Here is a 21,624-nt window from a genome sequence, read left to right on the forward strand (position 1 = left end):
GATCAAACCTTTCGCGATCAAGGCAGGCTGAGGCCCGCCATTTGAGACAGCCATCCGATCACAAGCGACACAGTGAGGATGGAAATAGCGGTCGACATCAGAATCGAGGCAGACACCCGTTGCTGGGCCACATTGTAATGCTGCGCCAGCATATAGATATTTCCTGCCACAGGCAGCGCGGAGGCCGCGATCATCACTGCAGCGGCATAGGGATCAACCTCGAAAATTATAAGCGCACCAATGGCGACTGCGGCAGGGTGTAAGATCAGCTTGGCGAAGGACAGCCAAAGCGCGACCGAAGCCCGCTCGGTTGATTTGCCTGCCAATGACGCCCCAATTGCGAAGAGCGCACATGGGGTCGCCGCCGCCCCCAAAAGCGCCATGAATTCATCCACAGGCGCAGGAAGGCTTAGCCCCGCGGCAGAGACGGATAGCCCCGCGACCATCGACACAATCATCGGATTTTCAACCAACCCAATCGCGATTGAGCGGAAAATAGTCAGGCTCATGCGGCCATCGCGGCTTGCCGTGATAATGATCACGATCAAGCTTGAGAAAACGATCAAATCAGTGGCCAAGATCATCAAGACAGGCCCCGCCGCCGCAGGCCCCATCAAAACCACCAACATCGGCACGCCCAAGAAACCTGTATTCCCGATCACGGCACATTGCGCTTCGATCGCAGCTTCCGAAGCGGGCCGCTTTCGGATCAAGGCAACGACAGTCGAAAGCGCATAAATCGCGAAACACCCAAACAGATAGGCCCCGATGAAATTCCAATTGAAAATATCGCCAAGCGATAAGGTCGAGGCAAAGCGAAACAACATGGCCGATAGCGCGAAGTAAAACACGAATTTTGTCAGATAGGCGGTCGCGCTTTGCGTGAAAAACCCACGATACGCGGCGAGGAAACCCACACCGATCAGCGCAAAAAATGGAAGTGTTTTGATGAATATCGCGAGCATGAAATACGGCTAGGCCAGAGTGCAGGCGCTGTCTAGTAGCCTAGCCGTTTTCTTTTAGAATTTCGCCCGCCAAGTAAAGGGAACCACAGATCAAAACCCGCGCATTCGGGGTTGTGGCGCAGATGTCGCGCAAGGCGCTGATCACATCTGGTGCGGTTTGGGCCGCTATACCTGCACGGGTTGCGGCTGCCTTTGTGTCCTCGGAACTCAGTGTTGCGGCTTGGCCGTGAATTGAGACAGCGTGCAGCGATGAGGCGAAGGGCGCAAGTGGTGCCATGAAGCCTGTCACATCTTTTGTGTTCAGCATGCCGCAAATCAAATGCGTCTCGCGCTGGGGCAAGCCTTTGAGCGTGGCCGCAATGGCAAGCGCGGCATGGGGGTTGTGCCCCCCATCAAGCCAAAGTTCAGCATCGGGTGCAGTGTCAAACAGCGGCCCTTGACGCAGGCGCTGCATGCGCGCGGGCCAAGTGACGTTGCGCATGGCACCCTCGCAGGCCGCCTCGTCCAAACCCAATACCCGCATTGCGGCAAGGGCCGTGCCTGCATTTTGGATTTGATGGGGGCCCGCAAGGGCGGGCAGCGGCAAGTCTAAAAGGCCTGTTTCATCTTGAAAAATTAATCGCCCTTCTTCGGTCGTAACATGCCAGTGTTGGCCATAGGCATAGATGGGCGCGCCAAGCCGCGCGGCGCGTGCTTCGATCACCTCCAGTGCGGCCTCTTTCTGCGGGGCAACAATTAAGGGACGCCCGCGCTTGATAATACCTGCCTTTTCGCCTGCGATATCCTCGATTGTATCGCCAAGATATTGTTGATGGTCGAGATCAACGGGGGTGATCACGCTTAATGCGGGGCTGTCGATGACATTGGTTGCATCCAAACGTCCACCCAAACCTACCTCTAACAGCGTGTAATCGGCAGGATTTCTGGCAAATGCCAAAAGCGCGGCGGCGGTGGTGATTTCGAAATAGGTAATCGCATCTGGGCCATTGGCCGCCAAACATTCATCAAGAATGTCAGATAGGTAGTTTTCGTCAATCAGCGTTCCCGCCAATCGAATGCGTTCATGAAACCGTGCCAAATGCGGTGATGTATAGGCATGTGCGCTTTTCCCTGCCGCCTCAAGCCCCGCGCGAATATAGGCGAGGGTCGACCCTTTGCCATTGGTGCCCGCGATATGAATGACAGGGGGCAACGCCTGTTGCGGATCACCAAGGGCGGCCAAGATCCGCCACATTCTATCGAGCGTCAGGTCAATTATCTTTGGGTGAAGCGCCATCATGCGCTCCAACAAGAGATCCGAGCGGGGGGTGCTCACTTTTATTTTGCCTCCGCCTCGTTTGGCGCAGCCTCACTTGGGGCGGGCAGATCTCCTTTGACTGGGGGTTCCATGCCCATCAGCATCCTAAGGATCGAGATCAACTCATCGCGCAACGCGGTGCGATGGGTCACGCGGTCAAGCATCCCGTGATCCAACAGATATTCGGCGCGTTGGAACCCTTCGGGCAATTTTTCACGAATGGTTTGCTCAATCACCCTTGGCCCAGCAAAGCAGATCAACGCATTTGGTTCGGCAATCTGTACATCGCCGAGCATCGCATAAGAGGCGGTTACGCCTCCAGTGGTTGGATGGGTCAGAACCACGATATAAGGCAGGTTCGCCTCTTTGAGCATATTTACCGCAACTGTGGTGCGGGGCATTTGCATCAGGCTGAGGATACCCTCTTGCATCCGCGCGCCACCTGCGGCGGAGAACAGGATCAGAGGGCGCTTTAATTTAACCGCGCGCTCGGCAGCAGCAATGATGGCATTGCCAACATACATCCCCATTGAGCCGCCCATGAAGCTGAAATCTTGCGCACAGGCCACGATGGGCGTGCGCCCCATTTCACCCTCGGCCACAAGCATCGCATCGGATTCGCCCGTGGATTTCTGTGCCGCCTTCATGCGGTCGGGATAGCGCTTTTGGTCGCGGAATTGCAGCGGGTCTGCAATTGGCTTTGGCACTTCGACCTCGGTGAAAATACCGCCATCGAACAAGGCATTGAACCGCTCTCGCGGGGTGATGACCATGTGATGATCGCAATTTGTGCAGACATTCAGATTGTCGCTCAATTCACGATGGAACAGCATGGTTCCGCATTCATCGCATTTCGTCCAAAGGTTCTCGGGCATATCGCGCTTCGAGAACATCGAATTGATCCTTGGGCGGACGTAGTTGGTGATCCAGTTCATTGGGTCTTTTCCATTGGCCGATCCTTACACTCGCAATAGGCAATGGCGCGGCAGATTGCAATCAGCGATGGGCATTTTCGCGCCATATCAGGGCAAAACGGATGCCAAGCCAAATCACAATTGTAACAGCAATGTCGCGCAAGATGAGGGGAACCATGGCCTCGGCATCATTGGCTGCAATCGGTAAATGATAAAGGGCAAGCCCCCCCAAAGCACCGGGCAGTGAAACAGCCAAAATTGCCATCACATTATTCGCAAAGTGAAATCCCCACGCTGGTCCGATTGTGCCAAAGCGATGGGTCAAATCAGCGGCGCAAAGCCCGAAAACGCCTGTGGCCAACACAAGATACCACGCCGCGCTGCCATGTTCTTCAAGTGCAAAATGGGCAAGACCAAACAGAACGGATGGCAAAACCGCCCAGATGATTGGGGATTTGAACCGCGCGGCCAGTTGGCTTTGAAGATAGCCGCGAAACAGAAGTTCTTCAGCCCCTGTCTGGATGGCAATCAGCCCAAGGGCCAGAGGCAGCACAAGCAACCATTCTTTGAGGCCCAGACTTTTCACAAGGGCAAAATCGGTCGGGATCAGCGCGCTGAGTGTCGCGAGGGCAGAAAACACCGCCACCGCAATCCAGAACTGTCGGTGCATTTGGCGCAATGGGCCAAATAGTGAAAATGAGCTACGATCATGCAGCAGCCATGCCACAAAAAACGGGCCAACCAGCATGGTCACGAAACTGCCCAGAAGGATCAGCGTCAGGCTCGGGCCAGATGTTTGCGGGTCAGCCGTCCATACGGCTTCGAATTTTGTGCCGATCAAATGCGACATTGCATAGAAATAGGCCAACAGCCCCAAGACATAGGTCAAAAGGCAGATGACCATGCCAACAATCACCCGCCACAAAGCAGGTTGCGCCCGCGCGGCTTCCACCATCAAATTGGGCTGATTTTGTGGTGCAAAAAATCCCCGAAGCATCAGCGCTTTAAATCCCCATTCCGCTTGAACCCATAAACGGCCCTTCTATAGTCTGAAACTTAGGTTTCATGGGTCTTTTTCCAATCGCGCTTGTGCCGCAGGGGCCCAAAGTTTATGCCGAGTGTAACATTTCTATCGACCCCAAGGGAGGCTGCCATGTCGCAGAGCAAATTCGATAAGTCCAAACTGCCAAGCCGTCACGTGACGCAAGGGCCTGCGCGCGCACCGCATCGCTCGTATTACTATGCGATGGGCTTGACCGAGGACGAAATCGCGCAGCCTTTTGTGGGTGTCGCCACCTGCTGGAACGAAGCAGCGCCTTGTAACATTGCGCTCAGCCGTCAGGCGCAGGCGGTGAAATTGGGTGTAAAGCACGCCAATGGCACGCCGCGCGAATTTACCACCATCACTGTGACTGATGGGATCGCGATGGGGCATGAGGGGATGCGTTCCTCTTTGGCATCGCGTGAAGCGATTGCGGATACTGTCGAATTGACCATGCGCGGGCATTGCTATGACGCGCTGGTGGGTTTGGCGGGCTGTGATAAATCCCTGCCCGGGATGATGATGGCCATGGTGCGCCTCAACGTGCCATCGGTGTTTATCTATGGCGGCTCCATTCTGCCGGGTCGGTTGGACGGCAAAGATGTAACCGTGCAAGACGTTTTTGAGGCGGTGGGTCAACATCAGGCGGGCAATTACTCTGACGAACAGCTCGCTATTTTGGAACGTGTAGCCTGTCCTTCGGCAGGTGCCTGTGGCGGTCAGTTTACGGCAAACACCATGGCCTGTGTATCTGAGGCCATCGGTTTGGCCCTGCCCAATTCAGCAGGTGCGCCTGCGCCTTACGAGTCCCGCGACCAATATGGCGTGGCTTCGGGCGAAGCTGTGATGAAGCTTATCGAAAAGAACATCCGCGCCCGCGATATCGTGACCCGCAAAAGCCTTGAGAACGCGGCGCGCGTTGTGGCCTGCACAGGTGGCTCGACCAATGCGGGCCTCCATTTGCCTGCCATCGCCCATGAGGCGGGTATTGATTTCGACCTGTTTGATGTCTGCGAGATTTTCAAAGACACCCCCTACTTTGTCGACCTCAAACCCGGTGGCCAATATGTGGCCAAAGATATGTATGAGGCAGGCGGCGTTCCTGTCGTTCTCAAAGAATTGCGGAAAGCAGGTCTGATCCATGAGGATTGCTTGACCGTAACAGGTCGCAGCATTGGTGAAGAGATCGACATCATCACCCGCGAAGCAGATGGTCGCGTGATCTATCCCATCGAGAAACCCCTGTCGCCAACAGGCGGTGTGGTCGGTCTGAAAGGGAACCTTGCCCCAGATGGTGCCATCGTAAAGGTTGCGGGTATGGCAAAAGAGCAGCTTGTATTCACAGGCCCTGCCCGCGTGTTTGAATCAGAAGAAGATGCTTTCGCGGCTGTTCAAACCCGTGATTACAAAGAGGGCGAAGTGATTGTCATCCGCAATGAAGGCCCGTCTGGCGGGCCGGGTATGCGTGAGATGTTGGCAACCACGGCGGCCCTGTCTGGTCAGGGCATGGGTAAGAAAGTGGCGCTTATCACCGATGGCCGCTTCTCGGGTGCGACCCGTGGTTTCTGTGTCGGTCACGTTGGGCCAGAGGCCGCCCATGGTGGGCCAATCGGTCTCTTGAAAAACGGGGATATGATCACGATTGACGCGATCAATGGGGAGATCGGCGTTGATCTGTCTGACGCCGAATTGGAAGCCCGCCGCGCCGATTGGCAAGGCGCAAAGCCAACAATCTACGCCACAGGCGCGCTTTGGAAATATGCGCAACAGGTGGGTTCAGCGCGCTATGGGGCGGTCACGCATCCAGGCGGCAAAGAGGAGAAGCATGTCTATATGGACATCTAAATCCGTTCAGGCCTGCACCCGCTTGGGTGCGGGCCTTTTTCTTTTCGGCTGCTCGGGCGGTGGGGCGCCCTACGCGGGGCCCCTTCCAGATGTGGATACAGAAATTGCCGTAACCAGTGACCGCTTGGTGGTCACTGGGCCTGATGGGTTTTGCATAGATCCTGCGGCGACCCAAGATCGCGGCATAAGTGCCTTTGTGCTTTTGGGAAATTGCGCCGCTATTGGAAATTCACCGCGCCTGCCACAGCCAGAACATCCCTCAATCCTGACGGCCGCCATTTCCGAGGCAGGGCCAGAGGGCAGTTTGCGCAGCAATATCCCTGCAATGGCTGCATTTTTTACCTCCGAGCAAGGGCGTGGCTTGTTAAGCCGCGACCAAGATCCGAATTCGGTTGAAATTCTGGATATGTTTCACCAAGGCGATGTGTTCTTCTTGAATGCGCGCGACAGTTCGGCCAGCAGCATTCGGGGTGTGAAAGAAGATTACTGGCGCGTCTATATGGATGTGGGCAACCGCATCGCCACGCTCAGTGTTCTTGCGCTCGAAGACAGTAACCTCACCGAGGCGCAAAGCCTTGAGACGTTGCGCGCCTTTGCGAGTCAAATCGCTACGGCCAATAATCAAACAAGTTTACAGCCCGCGATTTTGGCCGAGGCGGAACCAACCCCCTTGCCCGATGGCCCGTATGATAGTGATCAAGCCACCGCGCAAAGCGGCGATGGTTCAGGAAGCAGTGCGCCAACCCGCCCAACCACCCGCACCGTGTCACCCGCACGGGCCGCGCGCACCGTTGTGCGCACACTTGATACGGTTGGATTGCTGCGTAGGCTTTTCAATTAGAGAAAATCCCCTTACCTCTATCTTTGCTAAACTGGAAAAAGGCCACCCTCTGACTGGGAGGGGCAGGCCAAGCTTGAGGGCAATGGGATGGGGTTCTGGCGCAGGCCGTCATTTTCGCAGGCCAGATGGATAAAATTCAACGCCGATATCGCGGCTTTGAAAGCGCGGCTTGGCAAACTGTCCCTATCGGATTTGCAAAAGCGCCGCGCTGAGGCCATCGTCTATGCAGGTGATTTGATGGCGTTGGCGCGATTGGCTGATCAGGATTTACGCCGCCGCGCCATTGGAAAAGACCGCCAAGAGGGTTTGCCTGAAATTGCGCATTGGGGGTATCGCCCTGATGCCTTGTTTCAACCGATTGAACCCGCGACCACAGTTGCGGTGCAAAGCCCCTTTGATCTGAAAGGGGGGCTCAAGATTTTTCATGATTGCACGCAATCAGAGATTATTTTGCGCCAAACCCCGCGCAATGATCCTCACGCAAGCGCCCCTTTTGCCATTTCCTTAGAAGTTTTTCGGTTTGATGGATCGTTTTTATCCATGGCGCTTGATGTGCCCCGTGCGCGGGCGGCGAGCGTTAAGCTGTCGGATATTCTTCAAGTTTCGCTCGATATCAGCATGGATTTCCCGATTGACCTTTATGCGCGGGTCAATGTGATCCAAGGCCCGAATTCCGAGCAAATGGTGCGCAAAATGGAATGGCACAACGGCTGGCTCAGTGCCGAATTCAATATGGCCTATTCCAAAGTAAACGACAAACGGATTGAAAAAATCTGGATTGATCTGATTTTCGAGCGCCCCAGCATGAACTTATTGCAGATGGGCGATTTTCTCGTGGTGTGCATGCCGCGCGCCGAACTTTGAGTAAGGGGATCAAAGCATGACGGAACTGACGCTTGCGCGGTTCAGCCTGAAAGATGGGGTTTATGAGGCTACAGTGGCCCATATGACCGAGGACGCGTTGCTGTTGTGAATGGGAGGGTGATTGCCACCGGAACGGCCACGCGTGGCACGGGTCGCGCCTGTCATTTGTGCCTTGAACTGCCAGCACATCTGATTGGGGCGCAGGTGCAAATTGTCGACATCCGCCATGAGACAGGGGCGGTATTGGATCGGTTTTCTGTCGTCTGTGATCCGCAGATTGCGGGGGATCTGCGCGCAGAGTTGGACATGCTGCGCGCAGAATTTGATTTGCTAAAATCCGCGTTTCGCCGCCATTGCAGCGAAACGGGCGCAGATTAACCGCGCAAGGTTGCCCCCGTCGCCTTACCCACTTTTTCAATGATTTTGGCGGCAGTGGATTCGATTTCGTCCTCGGTCAATGTTTTGTCGCGCGGCTGCATCCGAACGGTTAGCGCGATTGACTTGCGCCCTTCCCCAAGTGACCCGCCGATGAATTCGTCAAAGACGCTAACATCGGTGATCAAAGCCTTATCTGCACCAAGGGCCGCATTGACCAGATCAAGGGCAGCGGTGGTGACATCGGTGACAAAGGCGAAATCGCGCTCTACGGGTTGCAGATCGCTGATTTCTAAGGCGCCACGGCTGGCCGTGGTATTTTTGGGCAATGGAATTTCAGCTGGATAAAGAACAAACCCCATTGCAGGGCCTTTCACATCCATCTCGCGCAAGATTTTGGGGTGAATTTCACCAAAAACGCCCAAGATTTTCTTGGGGCCAAGGCATAGAACCCCATGCCGTCCGGGATGCCACCATGGATCATCGCTGCGCATGATTTGCATCCGCGCAGGCGCACCCATGGCCGAAAGGGCAGCTTCAGCATCGGCCTTGGCATCAAATACATCCACAGCGCGGCGTGCCCCATGCGGATCACGCGGGCCTGCTTGACCGATTAAAAGACCAGCGGCCTGCGTGTGCTGTTCTTCAGGTTCCCCACCATGGAACGCGGCCCCCAGTTCAAACAAGGCCAAATCTGTCATGCCGCGCGCCTGATTGCGGGCTGCTGCATGCAAAAGGCCAGGCAAAAGCGCGGGACGCATATGACTCATTTCCGAAGAAATCGGATTTTCCAAACGCACCGCATCCGTGCCGCCGCCAAAGAGCGCCGCAGATTTTTGATCAATAAAGCTATAGGTGACACATTCATTATACCCCAAAGCGGCAAGGGTGCGCCGCCCTGTGGCTTCACGTTTTTGCATTGGGGTCAGGACAACGCGCGTCACGCCTGTGCTGAGGCGGGGCAAGGGCTTTGGCGCCAGTTTGGTGAGCGAGGCGACACGCGCCACTTCCTCGACCAAATCCGCCTCACCTTGAACATCGCGCCGCCATGAGGGCACCCAAACCTCAAGTGTCTCGCCACTGCCGCTGGCCGAAAAACCAAGCGCGGTCAGGATGCGCACCTGTTCCTCGCGGGGGATGTCCATACCGACAAGGCTGATCACGCGCGCAGGGTTCAAGCTGTAGCTGCGCGCCGTTTTCAACGCCGCACCCGCCTCAACCACATCCGAGGCTTCGCCCCCGCAGAGATCAAGAATCATCTGCGTTGCCGCCTCAAGCCCGTCACGGGTGAATTCAGGGTCAACCCCGCGCTCAAAGCGATACCGCGCATCCGAATGGATTTTCAGATCACGCCCTGTATAGGCGATTTGCACAGGATCCCACCAAGCCGATTCAAGAAATACATTCACGGTTTCATCCGTGCATCCCGTTTCTTCACCGCCCATGATGCCCGCGATGCTTTCGGGGCCATTGTCATCGGAAATCACCATATGGCCCGCGCCGAAGCGGTAGGTTTTCTCGTCCAAGGCTAATAATTCTTCGTCACCTTTGGCGCGATGAACACGCAAACCGCCTTTGACTTTATCGGCATCAAAAACGTGCAAGGGTCGGTTTTGGTCATAGGTAAAGAAATTGGTGATATCGACCAAGGCGGAGATGGGGCGCAGGCCGATGGCTTTGAGCTGCGCTTGCAACCACGCAGGCGATGGCCCGTTCTTTACGCCACGGATCACGCGGCCTGTGAAATGCGGCGCGCCATCAAGCGTATCGGTGTCAATCGTCACGGAGATCGGGCAGGGGAAACTGCCTTTGACAGGGGCTACCTCATAGGGCTTCAACGTGCCAAGCCCGCGCGCGGCCAAATCCCGCGCCACGCCACGCACGCCAAGCGCATCTTGGCGGTTCGGGGTGATGGCAATTTCAATTACAGGGTCAATCTTTTCTGGATCATGCTCTGCCAACCAATCCGCAAAGCTTTGACCCACCTCGCCTGATGGCAATTCGATGATGCCGTTATGTTCGTCCGAAAGCTCTAATTCCCGCTCGGAACACATCATCCCGTGGCTTTCAACCCCGCGGATTTTGCCGACCGAAAGGGTCACATCAATGCCCGGCACATAGTCACCAGGGCGCGCGACAACCACAGTGATGCCTGCACGCGCATTTGGCGCACCGCAGACAATTTGCTTGTCCCCCTCATCGGTGGCCACGGTGCAGACGCGCAGACGATCCGCATCTGGGTGCTGTTCGGCATGGGTGACGCGGCCCAGACGAAACCCTGCCAATTTCGCGGCGGGGTTTTCGACCCCCTCCACCTCAAGCCCAAGATCGGTCAGCGCATCGGCGATGTCCTCAACCGAAGCGGTGGTGTCGAGATGGGTTTTCAGCCAAGACAGGGTGAATTTCATGGCGTGGGCCTCCGTTTAAGCGGTCGGATGTCGATTAAACCACGGCGCGCGTGATTGGAAGGGTGGAATGAGGGCGCGCGCCTGCCCGTGGGGTGGCGCTGATCTGTTTTGGGGTCAGTACTTTATCGTTTCAAGATCGGGCGACCCCTGAACGCACGAAGGCGGTGCCATAGCGCCAGCCCGATGGGGCGGGCAGGCGCTCGCCCGGCGCCTTTGGCGCTATTCGGGCGGGGTGTGGGGATTGATCCCCCTCACCCCCGATGCAAATTCGGCATATCCAAGCTCGCAAAGCCGTAATGGCGCAGCCAGCGCAGGTCTGAATCGAAAAACGCGCGCAGATCGGGGATGCCGTATTTCAGCATTGCCAAGCGGTCGATCCCGATGCCAAAGGCAAAGCCCTGCCATTCATTGGGGTCAATCCCGCCTGCTTGCAGCACCTTTGGGTGCACCATGCCTGACCCCAACACCTCGAGCCAGTCATTTCCCTCGCCCACTTTCACCGTGCCGCCTTCCCACGAGCATTGGATGTCTACCTCGGCGGAAGGTTCGGTGAAGGGGAAATGCGAGGCGCGGAAGCGCGTTTTGACTGTCGTGCCGAAAAAGGCCGAGAAGAAATCCTCCAAAACCCATTTCAGATTGGCCATTGAAATATCTTTATCAATTGCCAAGCCCTCGACCTGATGGAACATCGGTGTATGGGTCTGGTCGTAATCGGCGCGATAGACGCGACCAGGTGCAATGATGCGGCAAGGCGCGCCATTGGCCTCCATATAACGAATTTGCACGGGGCTTGTGTGCGTGCGTAGCACATGGGGCGGGCGGTCATCCCCTTCGGCGCGGTGGGTGTAGAATGTGTCCATCTCCGCGCGGGCAGGGTGATGGCCTGGAATATTCAGCGCATCGAAATTGTAGAAATCCGTTTCAATCTGCGGGCCTTCTGCCACGGCAAAGCCCATATCCGCAAAAATCGCGGTGACTTCTTCGGTGACTTGGCTCACGGGGTGGATGCTGCCCTGACGGCGATGGCGGGCGGGCAGGGTCACATCTAGCCATTCTGCCTTCAGCCGTTCATCTAGCGCGGCATCGCCAAGCGCGGATTTCTTCGCTACAAGCGCGCTGTTGACCTCATCCTTCAGCGCGTTCAGCGCGGGGCCTGCAACCTGACGCTCTTCGGCGCTCATCTGCCCAAGCTCGCGCATCTTCAGGCTGATCTCACCTTTTTTGCCAAGGGCAGTCACACGCAACTCTTCAAGCGAGGCTTCGTCCGAAGCCTGAGCAATGCGATCAAGCCAAAGGTGGCGCAGGTCATCAAATGCGGTCATGGGTTTGTCTCCGTAGAATCGCCGCTTGAGCTATCACAAGAACCCTCAAATGCAAGGCCTGCAACAGGGGCAACGGCTTTTGGCTGGGTGTTCAGCAAAGAAAAACCCCCGCCAAATCGTTGGCAGGGGTTTCACTTACCAAATTTTGGCGCAGATTAGAGCGCGGCTTTCGCCTGTGCAACAATCGCCCCAAACGCTTCGGGCTCATGCACAGCGAGATCAGCCAGAACCTTGCGGTCGACTTCGATCCCTGCTTTTGCAAGGCCATTGATAAAGCGCGAATAGCTCAGATCGGCATCAAAGCTGCGCACGGCAGCGTTGATGCGCTGAATCCACAAAGCGCGGAATTGACGCTTACGCGCCTTGCGGTCGCGGGTTGCGTATTGGTTGGCTTTATCGACCGCCTGCGTTGCAGTGCGGAAGTTGCGCGAACGCGCGCCATAATAACCTTTAGCCGCGTCAAGAACCTTCTTGTGACGGCGATGGGTGACGGTACCACCTTTTGTGCGGGACATCTCAGCGCCTCCTTAACGAGCGTATGGCATGTAGGTTTTGACGATCTTCGCGTCAGGGGCTGACAATGTTGTCGTGCCGCGCGCGTCGCGGATGAACTTGGTTGTCCGCTTGATCATGCCGTGGCGCTTGCCAGCTTGGCCAGCTTTGACCTTGCCACTCGCCGTCATTTTGAAGCGCTTTTTGGCGCTCGACTTCGTCTTCATCTTGGGCATTTTCGTCTCCTTCTTAGGCAACGTTCAAGCGCGATTCGGCATGCCACTTTTGGCCGATCGCACCGTTGGAAAGCGCCGCTTACCCCCAAAACGGTGAAAGCGCAACCCCTCTTCAGCGGAGTATAAGTGCCGCCACCTCAACAAAACTTGCTGCAAATGGCGCCCATCCGATGGGAAGGCCGCCGAGGGTATAAACCGCAATCAGCATCGCCAGCCCTGCCCCCAAAACGCCCGCCGCGGTGACGTTTCGTTTGCGATTTGCCCAAGCTGAGATCACCGCAACCGCGCCGAACCCTGCACAGAGTGTCCCTGTCACCAAAAGTAGGTTTGCAAGGGCCATTCAAATTTACTCAGGATCGGCAGAATAAATCAGCCGTTCATCACAAGGGGCGACCCGCAGAATATTTGTTGTGCCTTGCACGTTAAACGGCACGCCTGCGGTCACCACAATCTGATCCGTAGCCTCGGCAAACCCACCTTCACGCGCGGCGCGCGCGGCGCTGATGACGGCGCCTTTGAACCGCTCGACCTTTTCGGTCAGCACGCAGGTTGTTCCCCATGTCAAACACATCCGCCGCGCCACGCGTAAGACGGGCGTCAGGCCAATCACGGGCACGCAAGGCCGCTCGCGAGCCACAAGGGCGGCGGTGGTGCCTGATTGGGTGAAGCAGCAAATCGCTTTGATGTTGGTGGTTTCGGCGATTTCCCGCGCGGCCACCACGATTGCATCCGCAACACTGGCGCGGTTCACACGGCGGGACGCGTCAATAACTTCGCGATAGGTCTGATCACTTTCCACTTCGTGCGCGACCGCGTCCATCGTGCGCACGGCCTCAATCGGATATTGGCCCGCCGCTGATTCAGCGCTGAGCATGACAGCATCCGCACCCTCATAAATCGCGGTTGCCACATCCGAGACTTCGGCGCGGGTTGGCACGGGGCTTTCGATCATGGATTCAAGCATCTGGGTTGCCACAATCACCGGCTTGGCCGCAGAGCGGCATTTGCGCACCAGACGTTTTTGGATGGGCGGCACGTTTTGCACTGGCAATTCCACGCCCAAATCACCGCGTGCCACCATGATCCCATCTGAAGCGGCAAGGATTTCATCAAACGCCTTCACGGCCGCGGGCTTTTCAATTTTCGACAAGATCGCCGCACGGCCCTTCGCCAATCCACGGGCCTCTTCAACGTCAGCGGCACGCTGCACAAAGGACAGCGCCAACCAATCCACCCCCAATTCGCAAGCAAATTCCAGATCACTGCGGTCTTTTGCCGAAAGCGCCGCCAAAGGCAGCACCACATCAGGCACGTTCACGCCCTTGCGGTTCGAAATTGTGCCTGCATTGAGCGCGACACAATCGGCAAAATCCTTGCCGCATTTGGTGACGCGCAGTTTAAGCTTGCCATCATTGACCAAAAGATGCGCGCCAACTTCCAAGGCTTCGAAAATTTCTGGATGGGGTAGACAAACGCGGGTCGCATCGCCCGGTGTTTTGTCGAGGTCAAAACGGAAGGCAGCCCCCTCTTTGAGATCTTGCGCGGCATCGTCCTCAAACACGCCGCAGCGTAGTTTTGGCCCTTGCAAATCGGCCAAGATTGCTATGGGGCGGCCTGTTTTTTCTTCGATACGGCGAATGATCGCATGGCGGGCGGCGATGTCGTCCTGCGTGCCATGGCTCATATTAAGGCGGAACACATCCGCGCCTGCTTCAAACAGCGCCTCAATTGTCGCTTCGTCACTGGAGGCAGGCCCCAATGTCGCAACAATTTTCACATTCCGCATCCGTTTCATCCGATCTTCCCCTCTGGCCGCTCTCTTGGTCTGGTTCTGCTTTGCGCGAATGTTAGCGCTCACATCTTGTGCCTCTTATAGACGAAGCGCGAATAAGAGCAATCTATCTTCAATTCGAATTGATGACCTAGCCCTTTGTCAGTTCGATTGATATTCAACCCCAATCTGACAAACAAGGGTGAGCATTCCGTGACGATGGCTAAGTCAAACTTGCAAATATCGGATCCTGATTTTGTGCCTGTCACAGTCGAGGGGGAAATGCGTCCCTCTCGTTGGGTAATTTCGGTGGATCATGCGTCCAATATGGTGCCGCCTTGTGTCAACGGCGGTGATCTTCAAATCGCGCCCGAAGATATGGCGCGCCATATCGCCTATGATGTCGGTGCTTTGGGTGTCGCGCGCCATTTGGGTGTGCTGATAGATGCGCCCGTTGTCGCCTCGACTTTTTCACGTTTGGTGATTGATCCCAATCGGGGCGAGGATGATCCGACCTTGGTGATGAAACTGTATGATGGAACCATTATTCCGACCAATCGCCATGTGGACGAAGTTGAAGTTGAGCGCCGCTTGGCGAAGTTCCACCGCCCCTATCACAACGCTTTGGCCCAAGTGATTGCTGGGCGGTCCAATCCTGTGCTTTTGGCGGTGCATTCCTTTACCCCGAAATTCCGCGGTCGCGCCCTGCGCCCGTGGCAAGTTGGGGTGCTCTATGCACAAGACACGCGCTTGGCTGCGCCACTGCTTGATCTATTGCGTGGCGAAGCGGATCTTTGTGTGGGTGATAACCAACCCTATTCAGGGGCCTTGGGTGGGGATGCAATGGATCGCCATGGCCTACAGACAGGGCGACCCCATGTGTTGATTGAATTGCGCAATGATTTGATTGAACGCCCTGAGGATCAAAAAGCATGGGCCGTGCGATTGGCCCCTTTGCTTGACCAAGCCCTTCGGGATGCCCAAGTTTAGTGTAAGATAAAGGAGAGGGCAGAATGGATCAGCATACCCGCACCGAACTTGAAGCCGCCGCATTTCGCCGCCTATTGGCGCATCTTGATAGCCGCAAAGATGTTCAGAATATTGATATGATGAACCTGACAGGGTTCTGCCGCAATTGCCTCTCGCGGTGGTATCAAGAAGCGGCTGAGGAACAGGGTCTTTCCATCGACAAAGAAACGGCCCGCGAAGCAATTTACGGAATGCCCTACGACGATTGGAAAGCGCAGTATCAATCCGATGCGAGCGCCGCGCAATTGGCTGATTTCGAAAAGAACAAACCCGCCGATTAAGCCGCCTTCGCAGCGGCCTCATCCCGCAGGAAAGTCGGCTTTTCTGCTGTGCTGAGCTCTGGCGCGAATTTATAGCCGCCAAGATCAAAATCCTTGAGGCCTTCAGGGTCGGTGATGCGGTTTTCAACAATAAACCGTGCCATTGCACCGCGTGCTTTTTTCGCGAAAAAACTCACGATTTTTGGCCCTGCGGGTTTGTCCTCCATGAAAACGGGGGTGATGACCTTCAGGGCGAGGCTGCTTTCATCCACCGCTCCGAAATATTCGACCGAGGCGCAGTTAACCAAATATGTGCTGCCAGTGGCTTGTGCCTGCTCGTTTAAGGCTTGTGCCAAACGATCGCCCCAATAGGCATAGAGGTTGGCCCCTTTGGCGTTTTTCATGCGGCTGCCCATCTCAAGGCGATAGGGCGCAATGGCGTCCAGCGGGCGCAGAACACCATAAAGCCCCGATAAAATTCGCAAATGGTCTTGGGCATAGCGCAAACCATCGTCAGAGAGGCTTTGCGCCTCTAGTCCCGTATAAGTGTCCCCTGCAAAAGCATAGATTGCGGGGCGCAGATCGGTTTCGGCCTCAAAATTCTGGAACCTCTCATGGTTCAGCTTTGCCAAATCGTCAGAGATGGACATCAGCTTTTTAAGATCAGCGGGTTTCAGTTTCTTAGCCACGGCCGCCAATTCGCGCGCGTTCGCGGCAAAGGCAGGTGTGGTTGTGGCTGCCTCTTGCGCAGCCCAATCAAGACGCTTTGCGGGGGAAATGACGACCAGCATATCAAACCTCCTGAACCAGAACTTGACCCTAACTTAGGCTTAGGCGCGGTGATTATCCACCCGTGCGCAAAATTTCGAGAAAAGCGTCACCAAATCGTGCGATACGCTTTTCATCCAGAATCCGCGACAGGCTCTGCGAATCTCGCGGACGCATTTGCGCAATTTTCGCGATTTGCGCAGCGGTGCAGCTTAAGGGTTTTTCGGTGTTATCTGCCCCGTAATAGAGCCCCGCCTGACACTCGAGCAATTGATCATAGAGATCAGCCCCTGCCTGCCCCGCCAATTTGCGGCGTGCAGGATGCAGCTTGGCGCTGCTTTCCCCTGTAATGATGGCCAGAAAATCTGTGCCATAGCGTTCCAGTTTAACCGCGCCTACGCCTGAGATGCGTGCCATAGCGTCAAGGTCTTGGGGCCGCGTTTGCGCCATTTCGATCAGGGTTTTGTCGGTGAAAATGACATAGGGTGGCACGCCGCCCGCCTCGGCCAATGCACGGCGCTTGGCCTTGAGGGCAGATAATAGGGGCGCATCATCCTCGGAAACGAGTGTTTTGACCTGTGGTTGGCGCGTTGTTTTTTGCACGGTATCGCGGCGCAGTGTGATGCCCTGTTCCCCGCGCAATATCGGTCGCGCGGCCTCAGTCATCCGCAAAGCGCCCATCCGTGTCGGGTCAGGGCGCACCAAATCATGGCCCATCATTTGCCGAAAAACGGCTGACCATCCCCGCGTATCAAATTCGCGCCCGACCCCAAATGTGGGCAAACTGTCATGGCCCCGCTCGCGCACTTTTTCGGTGGGATTGCCGACCAGAATATCGGTTAGATGGCCAACGCCGAAACTTTCGCCTGTGCGCAAAATTGCCGATAGCGCCTTTTGAACGGCCTCGCCCGCTTCGAATAACGCGGGCGGGGTTTGGCACAGATCGCAATTCTGGCAAGGCGCGCTAACTTCCCCAAAATAACGCAGCAAGACCTGCCTGCGGCAAGAAATAGCCTCGGCCAAACCCAAAAGCGCGTTCAGCCGTGCGTGATCTGCCGCTTTGCGGTCTGGCGGGGCAAGCCCCTCGTCAATTTGGGTGCGGCGAAATCGGATATCATCGGGGCCGTAAAGTGTGAGCGTGTCCGCAGGTGCGCCATCGCGACCTGCGCGCCCAATTTCTTGGTAATAGCCTTCAATGGATTTGGGCAGATCGGCATGGGCCACCCAACGGATATCGGGTTTATCGACCCCCATTCCAAAGGCGATGGTGGCAACCACAACCAAACCATCCTCATTGGCGAAGCGGCTTTCAACGATGCGCCGATCTTCGGCCTCCATCCCGCCATGATAAAAGCAGGCATTGTGTCCCGTCTCGCGCATGGCTTGTGCCAAGGTTTCTGTCTTTGCGCGTGTGCCGCAATAGACAATGCCTGACTGTCCTTTGCGGGCTGCTGCAAAAGATAAGATTTGTTGGCGTGGTTGATTTTTCACCTCGAAGGCAAGGCTCAAATTTGGCCTGTCAAAGCCGCGCAAAAAAGTTTGGGGGGCTTGGTCATCAAAGAGCCGCGTCACAATCTCGGCACGGGTTTCGGCATCCGCTGTCGCGGTGAAGGCCGCAAGCGGCACATCAAGGCTGCGCCTGAGAGCGCCAATTTTCAGATAATCAGGCCGAAAGTCATGGCCCCACTGGCTGACACAATGGGCCTCATCCACGGCAATCAAGCTGACATTCGATTTTGCCAAAACCCGCTCCACCCCGCCCGAGGCCAAGCGTTCTGGCGCGATATAGAGAAGTTTTAATTCGCCTTTGGACAGACTGTCCCAGACCGCATCGGTTTCTTCGGCCGTATTGCCTGAGGTGAGCGCGCCTGCATTGATCCCTGCCTCGCGCAAGCCCCGCACTTGGTCTCGCATCAATGCAATAAGGGGCGAAATGACCAAAGTGACGCCATCACGCATCAAGGCGGGCAACTGAAAGCAAAGGGATTTCCCTCCACCTGTCGGCATAATGGCAAGGACGTTTTCACCTTTGGCCACGGCCTCGACAATCTCCGCCTGTCCAAGGCGGAAACTTTGGAAGCCGAATACACGGGATAAAAGGGCCTCTGCGCTGCTCATGCCTGATTATTTTTTGCTGCTTTGGCCCTTCTGTCCCATATCGGGGCCAAAGGCACAAGGTTAAGGCAAGCACAAAAGCGCAGGCAAATCCGCCATATCGTGGAATACATAGGCCCCTTCCGCAGCAAGGCGCGCGCCGTCATCATGTTCCGCATAGCCAAAGCAGGGAATATGCGCCCGCGCGGCCGCTTTTGCGCCTGTGGGGCTGTCTTCGATCACTGCGGCATGGGCGGCATCGCCCCCCATTTTCTCAGCCGCAATCAAAAACAAGCGCGGATCAGGTTTGGCCACGCCAAGCGTATGGGCCGAAAAGCGATTGCCCTCAAAGCGGCGCGCAAGCCCCGTTGCGCCAAGGGTGATCTCCATCTTTTCCTCACTGCCATTTGAGGCCACACAATAGGGAATATCTGCCGCCTCTAGCCGATCAAGCACGGCTTCGATTCCGCGAACGGATGGCAGGCCTCGGCGCAGGCGCGCGTAAATATCGCCGTAAATCTCGTCAATCCAATTTTTGGGCAAGTCAGCCCCCAACTCGCGCGCGCGGGTCTCTACCCCCCGCATCGTGCCGCCCACAAAAAGCGTCATGCAATCGGCAGGGGACACCTGCAAACCATAACGCGCCAGATTGTCGACCAAGATTTGGTTCGTGATTGGCTCACTATCCACCAAGACGCCATCGCAGTCGAAAATCACAAGATGAGGGGTGGCAGAGAGGGACATGATTAAATTCTTTGGGCTAGGGTAATCAGCGTGCCACCATAGCTGCGCTGATCAAGAAGGGTGAATTCTGGTGGCAAAACAGGGGGGGTGCTTTCCTCCCAAACCACAATTGCCTCGGGCGCGATCCAACCGCCCGACAGGGCTGCGGCAAGGGCTTCTTCACCCATGGATTTTCCATAGGGCGGATCAAGGAAGATAAGGGTCGAGGGGGGCAATGCCGCGCGCCCCAGTTTCAGCGCATCCATTCGGTGAAGGTGGGTGTTCGCTTCGGCGCGGCAGGCGGTGATATTCTCGCGCAGAATGGCGTTTGATTTCGCGCCGTTCTCCACGAATTGCACATAGTCCGCACCTCGGCTCAGTGCCTCCAACCCCAAGGCGCCCGTCCCTGCAAAAAGATCAAGGACGCGGGCCTCTGACACAAGATTTCCGCGCGCGCCATTGATCAATAGATTGAACAGGCTTTCGCGGACGCGGTCAGAGGTCGGTCGCAAATGTGCTGCCAGATCACCCGCGCCAAGCTCGGCCAATTTCTTGCCGCGCAATGTCCCGCCAATAATCCGCATCAGCGCAGGAGCGATTTTATATCGCCGCTTGTATCTTGAATGGCTGCTGCATCGGGGCTTTTGCCCGCTTCAATCAATCGTTTGCCCACCATATAAGCGCGGGGGTCATTCATCGCGTCCACCGCCAAGAGCGTGTCGCCCTGATAATACCAATGCGAGCGCGCATCCTCGCCATTGTCGCGAATGACAATGCGATCATAGCCCGTGTTCAATCCTGCGATTTGCAGTTTCGTGTCATATTGATCCGACCAGAACCAAGGCTTGGGGACATAAGGTGTTGCAGCCCCAAGCATGTTACAGGCCACAGCCTCGGCTTGATCAATCGCGTTTTGCACCGATTCAAGGCGGATACGTTCCCCCCGATAGGGTAGGCTTGTGCAATCCCCAGCGGCCCAAATATGCGGACGCGAGGTTGCCCCCATCTCGTCTGTTGCGATCCCCCGATCGAGCGCAACCCCTGCGGCTTCGGCCAGTTGGGTTTCAGGTATGATCCCGATGCCAACCAAAACCAAATCCGCCGCCAAAGTCTCGCCCGAGATGAGATGCACCGCCTGCACCACATCGGTGCCACTGAGCCGATCAAGCCCTACGCCTTCGCGGAAGGTGACACCATTGCCCTCATGCAAGTCGCGGAAATAGGTGGCGGTTTCTTCACAAGCGACACGGCCCAAGATGCGTGGGGTGGCCTCGATTACAGTAACCTGCATCCCGCGCTTGGCGCAGACGGCGGCGGCCTCTAAACCGATATAACCGCCTCCGATAATCACAGCGCGTTTGCTGTCATCCAATAGGGGCGCGAGCCTGTCGGCATCATCCATGCTGCGCATGGTCAAAACATTACCCAAATCGCCCCCTTGTTCGGCACTCAGGCGGCGGGGTTCTGCGCCCGTGGTAAAGGCAAGTTGGTCATAGATGAAAACCGCCCCCTCAGCAGTGGTGATGCTTTGTGCTGCGGCATCAATTTTGGTGATGGTCTGGCCAAGATGCAGGCTGATGTTCTGATCGGCGTAGAAGGTTTCAGGGCGAAGAAAGAGGCGCTCTTTTGGGCTTTCTCCCAAAAGATAGGCCTTTGACAACGGCGGACGCTGATACGGAGGCACGCGCTCACGGCCAAAGAGCGCAATTTCTCCCTCATACCCTTCGCTGCGCAGTTTCGCGGCAAGCGCCGCCCCTGCCTGCCCGGCCCCGATAATTGCAATCCCTGCCATTTACGCGCCCTTCATCAGATTTGGTCTGGCGTTGTTTTGACTTCACCCTATAAAGTTACGTAGAAATTTTACAAGCGAAGGACGCCTAAAAAATGTCGATCACCGTTGGCTCTAAACTACCACCAGCAACCCTTCTGCAAATTGGTGGAAATGGTCCTGAAACTATCGCTTTGACCGATAAACTGGTGGATCGAAAAGTTGTGATCTTCGGTCTGCCTGGCGCATATACTGGCACCTGTACCTCTGCCCATGTGCCGAGCTTTATTCGCACTAAGGCAGAATTTGATAAAAAAGGTGTGGACGAGATCATCTGCATCTCTGTGAATGATCCTTTCGTGGTCAAAGCATGGGCAGAGACAACCGGGGCAAAGGCCGCAGGTTTGACAATGCTTGCTGATCCAGCAGCAACATTTACCAAATCAGTCGGTATGAATTTTACTGCTGAACCTGTGGGCTTCTACGACCGCTCAAAACGTTATGCGCTTTATGCGGAAGACGGCATCGTGAAAGTATTTCATCCCGAAGAAAGCCCTGGCACCTGCGAAATCTCAGGTGGCGAAGCCCTTTTGGCGGCGATCTAAAAGAC

Annotated in this window: 22 protein-coding genes; 7 read left to right on the forward strand and 15 right to left on the reverse strand. The window is 56.1% G+C overall.

The features are described 5' to 3' along the window. Positions 1 to 17: 17 nt before the first annotated feature. The 4 genes from AAC622_RS11625 to AAC622_RS11640 all read right to left on the reverse strand — a co-directional run bounded on the left by AAC622_RS11625 (position 18) and on the right by AAC622_RS11640 (position 4,173). Positions 18 to 965, reverse strand: coding sequence for an AEC family transporter (locus AAC622_RS11625; RefSeq protein ID WP_340262732.1), 948 nt, complete (start codon positions 963 to 965; stop codon positions 18 to 20). A 40-nt stretch (positions 966 to 1,005) separates the two neighbouring features. After that, on the reverse strand, positions 1,006 to 2,280 hold the full coding sequence (locus AAC622_RS11630; protein WP_340262735.1) for a bifunctional folylpolyglutamate synthase/dihydrofolate synthase: 1,275 nt from the start codon (positions 2,278 to 2,280) through the stop codon (positions 1,006 to 1,008). 2 nt (positions 2,281 to 2,282) lie between these two features. Then, positions 2,283 to 3,197 (reverse strand): acetyl-CoA carboxylase, carboxyltransferase subunit beta, encoded by a 915-nt coding sequence (gene accD, locus AAC622_RS11635; RefSeq protein WP_340262739.1) that lies wholly within the window; start codon positions 3,195 to 3,197, stop codon positions 2,283 to 2,285. Between the two features lie 61 nt (positions 3,198 to 3,258). Next, positions 3,259 to 4,173, reverse strand: a complete 915-nt coding sequence (locus tag AAC622_RS11640) for a CPBP family intramembrane glutamic endopeptidase (protein ID WP_340262742.1) — start codon at positions 4,171 to 4,173, stop codon at positions 3,259 to 3,261. A 156-nt stretch (positions 4,174 to 4,329) separates the two neighbouring features. On the opposite strand from AAC622_RS11640, the gene ilvD reads away from it, so the two are divergent. The 4 genes from ilvD to AAC622_RS11660 all read left to right on the forward strand — a co-directional run bounded on the left by ilvD (position 4,330) and on the right by AAC622_RS11660 (position 8,146). Continuing rightward, positions 4,330 to 6,063 (forward strand): dihydroxy-acid dehydratase, encoded by a 1,734-nt coding sequence (ilvD, locus tag AAC622_RS11645; RefSeq protein ID WP_340262745.1) that lies wholly within the window; start codon positions 4,330 to 4,332, stop codon positions 6,061 to 6,063. After that, positions 6,044 to 6,904, forward strand: coding sequence for a hypothetical protein (locus AAC622_RS11650; RefSeq protein ID WP_340262747.1), 861 nt, complete (start codon positions 6,044 to 6,046; stop codon positions 6,902 to 6,904). The genes ilvD and AAC622_RS11650 overlap by 20 nt, the downstream gene beginning before the upstream one ends. A gap of 87 nt (positions 6,905 to 6,991) precedes the next feature. Next, positions 6,992 to 7,768, forward strand: a complete 777-nt coding sequence (locus AAC622_RS11655) for a DUF6478 family protein (protein ID WP_340262749.1) — start codon at positions 6,992 to 6,994, stop codon at positions 7,766 to 7,768. Between the two features lie 117 nt (positions 7,769 to 7,885). Beyond that, positions 7,886 to 8,146, forward strand: coding sequence for a hypothetical protein (locus tag AAC622_RS11660; RefSeq protein WP_340262751.1), 261 nt, complete (start codon positions 7,886 to 7,888; stop codon positions 8,144 to 8,146). On the opposite strand, the gene pheT is transcribed toward AAC622_RS11660, so the two are convergent. The 6 genes from pheT to pyk all read right to left on the reverse strand — a co-directional run bounded on the left by pheT (position 8,143) and on the right by pyk (position 14,396). Continuing rightward, entirely contained in the window at positions 8,143 to 10,551 is a 2,409-nt protein-coding gene (gene pheT, locus AAC622_RS11665) for a phenylalanine--tRNA ligase subunit beta (protein ID WP_340262754.1), read from the reverse strand. The two genes, AAC622_RS11660 and pheT, sit on opposite strands and share 4 nt — an antisense overlap. 251 nt (positions 10,552 to 10,802) lie before the next feature. Further along, positions 10,803 to 11,873, reverse strand: coding sequence for a phenylalanine--tRNA ligase subunit alpha (gene pheS, locus AAC622_RS11670; protein WP_340262757.1), 1,071 nt, complete (start codon positions 11,871 to 11,873; stop codon positions 10,803 to 10,805). Positions 11,874 to 12,028: 155 nt separating this feature from the next. Beyond that, positions 12,029 to 12,388 carry a 50S ribosomal protein L20 gene (gene rplT / locus AAC622_RS11675; protein ID WP_317657149.1) on the reverse strand — a complete coding sequence of 120 codons (360 nt, stop codon included), beginning with the start codon at positions 12,386 to 12,388 and terminating at the stop codon, positions 12,029 to 12,031. Between the two features lie 12 nt (positions 12,389 to 12,400). Beyond that, positions 12,401 to 12,601, reverse strand: a complete 201-nt coding sequence (gene rpmI / locus AAC622_RS11680; protein WP_317657150.1) for a 50S ribosomal protein L35 — start codon at positions 12,599 to 12,601, stop codon at positions 12,401 to 12,403. A gap of 112 nt (positions 12,602 to 12,713) precedes the next feature. Next, positions 12,714 to 12,941: a hypothetical protein gene (locus tag AAC622_RS11685; RefSeq protein WP_340262759.1), complete on the reverse strand. Its 228-nt coding sequence runs from the start codon at positions 12,939 to 12,941 to the stop codon at positions 12,714 to 12,716. A 6-nt stretch (positions 12,942 to 12,947) separates the two neighbouring features. Further along, complete coding sequence (pyk, locus tag AAC622_RS11690; protein ID WP_340262761.1) at positions 12,948 to 14,396, reverse strand: pyruvate kinase; 1,449 nt, start codon at positions 14,394 to 14,396, stop codon at positions 12,948 to 12,950. Positions 14,397 to 14,591: 195 nt separating this feature from the next. On the opposite strand from pyk, the gene AAC622_RS11695 reads away from it, so the two are divergent. Together AAC622_RS11695 and AAC622_RS11700 are read left to right on the forward strand one after the other, a co-directional pair. Next, complete coding sequence (locus AAC622_RS11695; protein WP_340262763.1) at positions 14,592 to 15,362, forward strand: N-formylglutamate amidohydrolase; 771 nt, start codon at positions 14,592 to 14,594, stop codon at positions 15,360 to 15,362. Between the two features lie 23 nt (positions 15,363 to 15,385). Next, positions 15,386 to 15,682, forward strand: a complete 297-nt coding sequence (locus AAC622_RS11700) for a DUF1244 domain-containing protein (protein WP_340262765.1) — start codon at positions 15,386 to 15,388, stop codon at positions 15,680 to 15,682. Here the strand turns inward: AAC622_RS11700 and yaaA are convergent. Genes yaaA through AAC622_RS11725 form a run of 5 tightly spaced genes read right to left on the reverse strand, consistent with a single transcriptional unit; the run spans position 15,679 to position 21,038 of the window. Further along, entirely contained in the window at positions 15,679 to 16,452 is a 774-nt protein-coding gene (gene yaaA, locus AAC622_RS11705) for a peroxide stress protein YaaA (RefSeq protein ID WP_340262768.1), read from the reverse strand. The two genes, AAC622_RS11700 and yaaA, sit on opposite strands and share 4 nt — an antisense overlap. 52 nt (positions 16,453 to 16,504) lie before the next feature. Then, entirely contained in the window at positions 16,505 to 18,547 is a 2,043-nt protein-coding gene (gene recQ / locus AAC622_RS11710) for a DNA helicase RecQ (RefSeq protein WP_340262770.1), read from the reverse strand. 60 nt (positions 18,548 to 18,607) lie between these two features. Then, positions 18,608 to 19,267 carry an HAD family hydrolase gene (locus tag AAC622_RS11715; RefSeq protein WP_340262772.1) on the reverse strand — a complete coding sequence of 220 codons (660 nt, stop codon included), beginning with the start codon at positions 19,265 to 19,267 and terminating at the stop codon, positions 18,608 to 18,610. Between the two features lie 2 nt (positions 19,268 to 19,269). Continuing rightward, positions 19,270 to 19,830 carry a 16S rRNA (guanine(966)-N(2))-methyltransferase RsmD gene (gene rsmD, locus AAC622_RS11720; protein ID WP_340262775.1) on the reverse strand — a complete coding sequence of 187 codons (561 nt, stop codon included), beginning with the start codon at positions 19,828 to 19,830 and terminating at the stop codon, positions 19,270 to 19,272. Beyond that, positions 19,830 to 21,038, reverse strand: a complete 1,209-nt coding sequence (locus tag AAC622_RS11725) for an NAD(P)/FAD-dependent oxidoreductase (protein WP_340262777.1) — start codon at positions 21,036 to 21,038, stop codon at positions 19,830 to 19,832. Before AAC622_RS11725 ends, rsmD begins: the two co-directional genes overlap by 1 nt. A gap of 92 nt (positions 21,039 to 21,130) precedes the next feature. Here AAC622_RS11725 and AAC622_RS11730 point away from each other — a divergent pair, with 92 nt between their 5' ends. Beyond that, the gene (locus AAC622_RS11730) at positions 21,131 to 21,619 is read left to right on the forward strand and encodes a peroxiredoxin (RefSeq protein ID WP_340262779.1); all 489 of its coding nucleotides are present in this window, start codon (positions 21,131 to 21,133) and stop codon (positions 21,617 to 21,619) included. Positions 21,620 to 21,624: the final 5 nt, after the last annotated feature.

Source organism: Roseobacter sp. HKCCA0882 (assembly GCF_037805225.1).
Lineage (GTDB): Bacteria > Pseudomonadota > Alphaproteobacteria > Rhodobacterales > Rhodobacteraceae > M30B80.

What these genes read in the sequence shown, in the direction of transcription:
- pheT (WP_340262754.1), bottom strand. Translation starts at nt 10,551, where the DNA reads ATGAAATTCACCCTGTCTTGGCTGAAAACCCATCTCGACACCACCGCT.
- yaaA (WP_340262768.1), bottom strand. Translation starts at nt 16,452, where the DNA reads ATGCTGGTCGTCATTTCCCCCGCAAAGCGTCTTGATTGGGCTGCGCAA.
- AAC622_RS11650 (WP_340262747.1), top strand. Translation starts at nt 6,044, where the DNA reads ATGTCTATATGGACATCTAAATCCGTTCAGGCCTGCACCCGCTTGGGT.
- AAC622_RS11725 (WP_340262777.1), bottom strand. Translation starts at nt 21,038, where the DNA reads ATGGCAGGGATTGCAATTATCGGGGCCGGGCAGGCAGGGGCGGCGCTT.
- rsmD (WP_340262775.1), bottom strand. Translation starts at nt 19,830, where the DNA reads ATGCGGATTATTGGCGGGACATTGCGCGGCAAGAAATTGGCCGAGCTT.
- AAC622_RS11640 (WP_340262742.1), bottom strand. Translation starts at nt 4,173, where the DNA reads ATGCTTCGGGGATTTTTTGCACCACAAAATCAGCCCAATTTGATGGTG.
- AAC622_RS11700 (WP_340262765.1), top strand. Translation starts at nt 15,386, where the DNA reads ATGGATCAGCATACCCGCACCGAACTTGAAGCCGCCGCATTTCGCCGC.
- accD (WP_340262739.1), bottom strand. Translation starts at nt 3,197, where the DNA reads ATGAACTGGATCACCAACTACGTCCGCCCAAGGATCAATTCGATGTTC.
- AAC622_RS11730 (WP_340262779.1), top strand. Translation starts at nt 21,131, where the DNA reads ATGTCGATCACCGTTGGCTCTAAACTACCACCAGCAACCCTTCTGCAA.
- pyk (WP_340262761.1), bottom strand. Translation starts at nt 14,396, where the DNA reads ATGAAACGGATGCGGAATGTGAAAATTGTTGCGACATTGGGGCCTGCC.
- pheS (WP_340262757.1), bottom strand. Translation starts at nt 11,873, where the DNA reads ATGACCGCATTTGATGACCTGCGCCACCTTTGGCTTGATCGCATTGCT.
- AAC622_RS11685 (WP_340262759.1), bottom strand. Translation starts at nt 12,941, where the DNA reads ATGGCCCTTGCAAACCTACTTTTGGTGACAGGGACACTCTGTGCAGGG.
- recQ (WP_340262770.1), bottom strand. Translation starts at nt 18,547, where the DNA reads ATGAGCAGCGCAGAGGCCCTTTTATCCCGTGTATTCGGCTTCCAAAGT.
- AAC622_RS11625 (WP_340262732.1), bottom strand. Translation starts at nt 965, where the DNA reads ATGCTCGCGATATTCATCAAAACACTTCCATTTTTTGCGCTGATCGGT.
- rpmI (WP_317657150.1), bottom strand. Translation starts at nt 12,601, where the DNA reads ATGCCCAAGATGAAGACGAAGTCGAGCGCCAAAAAGCGCTTCAAAATG.
- rplT (WP_317657149.1), bottom strand. Translation starts at nt 12,388, where the DNA reads ATGTCCCGCACAAAAGGTGGTACCGTCACCCATCGCCGTCACAAGAAG.
- ilvD (WP_340262745.1), top strand. Translation starts at nt 4,330, where the DNA reads ATGTCGCAGAGCAAATTCGATAAGTCCAAACTGCCAAGCCGTCACGTG.
- AAC622_RS11695 (WP_340262763.1), top strand. Translation starts at nt 14,592, where the DNA reads ATGGCTAAGTCAAACTTGCAAATATCGGATCCTGATTTTGTGCCTGTC.
- AAC622_RS11715 (WP_340262772.1), bottom strand. Translation starts at nt 19,267, where the DNA reads ATGTCCCTCTCTGCCACCCCTCATCTTGTGATTTTCGACTGCGATGGC.
- AAC622_RS11655 (WP_340262749.1), top strand. Translation starts at nt 6,992, where the DNA reads ATGGGGTTCTGGCGCAGGCCGTCATTTTCGCAGGCCAGATGGATAAAA.